A 3898-nucleotide genomic window follows, 5' to 3' on the forward strand; every position below is an offset into this window, starting at 1 on the left:
TCTCGTTATTATCGTTAGTATCGTTATACCCGTTGATCACGCTCGAGAACGCGGAGGCAACTACACTTCTCGACTCGCTGCGCTCGCTCGAAGAATAAGGTGAAAAAGCATTCGTATAGAGATGACCCATAATACTGTTCGAGCGGAGTCGAGAACCAGATTATGCTCCTGTTAACCGTTTTGATGATTGTGATTTTGGTATTATTTAGTGTTTCGGATTTAGTGCTTCGTTACCGTTCACCGCCAGACGTCACTTGGCATGAACATCTCTATTGACATTCGGTATTGTTTATATATAATAATTCTTAAGCTAAGTCATTTAGTTTGTTGATGGTTCCGTAGAATACTCATATTCTCGATCCCCTCAATAAATAAAGACTTGAAAGGAGAAATATGACTTACGGAAAAGTCAAATGGTTCGATGGCAGAAAAGGCTATGGTTTCATCGAGAAAGAAGACGGAACCGGTGACGTATTTGTCCACTATGGCGACATAGCGGGCGAAGGTTATCGATCCCTTAATGAAGGCGAAAGAGTAAAGTTTGAAATAACTCAATCCCCCAAAGGGCCGAAAGCTTCGAATGTCGAACTTGCATAACGTGTACTAACACGAATGGGAAAAAGCCCCCTAACGGGGGCTTTTTCATTATGTGACCAAGATACGACAGATCAACCTTCTAGGTTGACGAGGCCCCTATTGCTGGTAAAGAGAAACACGGTTACGCACGCAACAATAATACCGCCGATCCTCAATGCCATCTGAGCACCGAGATGGTCAGCAATGAATCCGGCCTGAAAACTTCCAAAAGGCATCATGCCCATGAAGAACAGTACGTAGAGACTCATGATCCTACCGCGCAGGTGGTCAGGCGCGATCGTCTGTAACAGACTGTTGATCGAAGCATTCTGCATCACCATGCCCCAACCAATGAATAGTAGTAGCAGCAGCGATATGTGATAGTCGTTCGATAACGAAAATAGTACGGTAGCGGTGACGAAAGTCGTTGTTCCGGCCATTACGAATCTGCCTTTTTTCCGGTAATCACTCAAAAAAGCGAGTGTAAGTGCGCCGACCAAGGCGCCGACACCGGCTGATGCAAGCAGGATCCCTAACCCTTTTGCTCCAACCTGCAATATATCGCGCGCAAATACGGGCATGAGCATCGCGTATGGCATGATGAATATGCTCGAGAGAGCGACAAGTGTGATCAATGATATAATGTTTTTGTCCCGCCGGGCATAACCGAACCCATCCCTGATGTCTCTTAATACGTGAGTGTTATTCTTTTTTTTCGGACTGAAATTACCTTTCATCATAAAGAGACCGGCAATGACCGCCAGGTAACTTATGCCATTGACGTAGAAACAGAGAACAATGCCGATCGCGCTAATGATCAGCCCGGCCAGGGCAGGGCCAAGGATGCGCGCCAGGTTGAAAATGGAGGAATTAAGAGCAATGGCGTTGAGCAGGTCTTTCTTACCGACCATTTCAACTATAAATGATTGCCGGGTGGGAGCATCGATCGCCATGGTTACACCAAGTATCGATGCGAGCACAACGATATGCCAGTATTGTACATGCTTGGTGAGAATAAGTGTCGCGAGGGCAAATGCCAGTAACATCGCGGTGATTTGCGTGGTAATAACAACCGTTCTCTTGTTCAACTTGTCGGCCAGAACACCGCCAAAGGGTGCGATAAACAAAACCGGTAGTGTTCCAAGCATTGATACTAAACCAAGCAGAAATGGAGAATTGGTCATTTGAAGGACGAGCCAGCCACGGGCAACATTCTGCATCCATGTTCCGACCAGGGAAATCATCTGGCCAAACCAGAACAGCCGAAAGTTATGGTGGTGAAGCGCCGCGACCATTTTAGGAAATCTGCCCGTTGGTTCGGGCATTGTCTCGACGCTGGTAAATATTACCCGGGATTCATCCTGAGGCACATGCTATTATAGGTATTTTGAGGAAATAATCAATTGATTGTATTTAAATATAATGGTATTGACAAGCCGGTTAGAAGTCCTAAAATTATTTATCAGTTAGTCTGTATTCAAGAAGGAGAAACGATCATGCTGAAACAACAGAAGGATGCTATCTGCCAGATTTGTAAGAGTCCGAAGAACCGCAGCGAGTTAGTGCCTGCGGAGCTCGTGCGCGAGCCGCTGGTTAACCTGATAAAGAGAACATATCCTGACTGGTCTTCGGATGGCTTTATTTGCATGTCGGATCTCAATCGATTCCGGGCGGAATACGTCAAGGAAGTGCTTGAGACAGAAAAAGGTGAACTGTCAGCATTGGAGAAAAAGGTAATGGACAGCCTCAAGGAAGAGGAATTGCTTTCGAAGAATATCAACGCTGAATTTGAAGGAAAACGGACGCTTGGTGAACGCATGGCTGATCATCTTGCTGAGTATGCAGGGAGCTGGCGCTTTATTACTATCTTCTTTGGAGTACTGGCGGTCTGGATCATGTTGAATTCATACCTCTTGATCTTTAGACCGTTCGATCCGTATCCCTTTATCCTGCTGAATCTTGTGCTTTCTTGTCTGGCGGCGATCCAGGCACCGATCATAATGATGAGTCAGAATCGTCAGGAGGCAAAAGACCGCTTACGCTCGGAACACGACTACGTCGTGAACCTCAAGGCAGAGTTGGAGATCCGTCATTTGCATGAAAAGATGGATCATATGCTCGTGAACCAATGGCAGAGGCTGCTGGAAATTCAAGAGATACAGATGGAGTTGATGAGCGAGATCACACGGAAACCGTCTCGTTAATGGTACTGTAGGCGAGATTCACGGATCCAGATTTCGGTATTCTGGGTTACGATCGCCATACAGAAGGACAGCGGTTCTATTCAGTGAGGTATGTTGTCCAGCGTGCATTCAATCAATAAACAGAAACAATAGTATCAGCACGAACTTTGTGCTTGTTATTTAGGCTAACTTGACTATAATTCGCAATGGTTTTGAAACACTCATTCACTGTCGGTTTCAGCTTTGGTCTGGTCTCGGGGATAATCACAACGCTCGGGTTGATTGTTGGCCTTCACTCAAGCACGCACTCTAAAATATTCGTGATCGGAGGAGTTCTTGTGATCGCGATTGCCGACGCGCTATCCGACGCCATGGGGATTCACATCTCCGAAGAGGCAGAGGATAAACATTCGGCCGGCGAAATTTGGGAATCTACCATATCGACTTTCCTGTCCAAATTCGTATTTGCGCTCACGTTCCTCGTGCCGATTCTTGTGTTTGAACTGAATACCGCAATAATTGTCTGTATTTTGTGGGGGATGTTTCTAATAACAATCTTCAGCATCTACCTTGCACGATCGCAGAAAAGAAAGGTTTCCCATATCGTGCTTGAGCACGCGGTGTTGACAATTGTGGTTATCATCCTCACCCACTATGTCGGCGATTGGGTTGCGACCTTGAGATGAGGACATCTTCCTGACCGGCAGTGACTGAATAGCAGCGACAACACGCGGTCTGTATCCAGTTATCATTATCAGACTAAGAAACTGGATTGAGCGTGTTATTCCCCGGTGTCGAGTGGCCATTTCTGGTCTGTGTTTGACGCAGTGATTCTGTCCCCTTTTTAGAGTAATTCTTAAGTAGCTAAGGAGGATATCATGAAAACGATGCCGAGGTCCAGACTCATAGGGCTAGTGCTGATCAGATTCGGGACTGGCGCCGTGGTAATGGGGCTGCTCTTCTTCTTGTCGGCTGGCACGTTCCGGTTCTGGCACGCCTGGGTCTTTATGGCAATACTATTCATCCCGATGGCGTGGTGATCCGCAGTGTACCTGGAATGGGAAGAAACCGCGCATTGACCCGATGTCTTATGAATAGTATAATGTATTACAGGAGGATAGGAGTGAAGTTATTGTTGT

Annotated in this window: 5 protein-coding genes; 4 read left to right on the plus strand and 1 reads right to left on the minus strand. The window is 46.4% G+C overall.

Annotated features, from left to right (window positions below; genetic code table 11):
- Positions 1-393: 393 nt before the first annotated feature.
- Positions 394-597: a cold shock domain-containing protein gene (locus tag OEV79_12400; protein MDH4212236.1), complete on the plus strand. Its 204-nt coding sequence runs from the start codon at positions 394-396 to the stop codon at positions 595-597.
- Positions 598-668: 71 nt separating this feature from the next.
- Here the strand turns inward: OEV79_12400 and OEV79_12405 are convergent, their stop codons facing one another.
- Positions 669-1946, minus strand: coding sequence for an MFS transporter (locus OEV79_12405; protein MDH4212237.1), 1278 nt, complete (start codon positions 1944-1946; stop codon positions 669-671).
- 126 nt (positions 1947-2072) lie between these two features.
- Here OEV79_12405 and OEV79_12410 point away from each other — a divergent pair, with 126 nt between their 5' ends.
- From OEV79_12410 to OEV79_12420, 3 genes are all read left to right on the plus strand, one after another.
- Complete coding sequence (locus OEV79_12410) at positions 2073-2780, plus strand: DUF1003 domain-containing protein (protein ID MDH4212238.1); 708 nt, start codon at positions 2073-2075, stop codon at positions 2778-2780.
- A gap of 191 nt (positions 2781-2971) precedes the next feature.
- Positions 2972-3445 (plus strand): hypothetical protein, encoded by a 474-nt coding sequence (locus tag OEV79_12415; protein MDH4212239.1) that lies wholly within the window; start codon positions 2972-2974, stop codon positions 3443-3445.
- 201 nt (positions 3446-3646) lie between these two features.
- On the plus strand, positions 3647-3799 hold the full coding sequence (locus OEV79_12420; GenBank protein MDH4212240.1) for a hypothetical protein: 153 nt from the start codon (positions 3647-3649) through the stop codon (positions 3797-3799).
- Positions 3800-3898: the final 99 nt, after the last annotated feature.

The sequence above is a fragment of the candidate division WOR-3 bacterium genome (assembly GCA_029858255.1).
Lineage (GTDB): Bacteria > Hydrothermota > Tepidihabitantia > SM23-42 > SM23-42 > SM23-42.

Bases quoted from the DNA above. Each gene is read 5' to 3' on its own strand.
- OEV79_12420 (MDH4212240.1), top strand. From the start codon at position 3,647: ATGCCGAGGTCCAGACTCATAGGGCTAGTGCTGATCAGATTCGGGACT.
- OEV79_12410 (MDH4212238.1), top strand. From the start codon at position 2,073: ATGCTGAAACAACAGAAGGATGCTATCTGCCAGATTTGTAAGAGTCCG.
- OEV79_12400 (MDH4212236.1), top strand. From the start codon at position 394: ATGACTTACGGAAAAGTCAAATGGTTCGATGGCAGAAAAGGCTATGGT.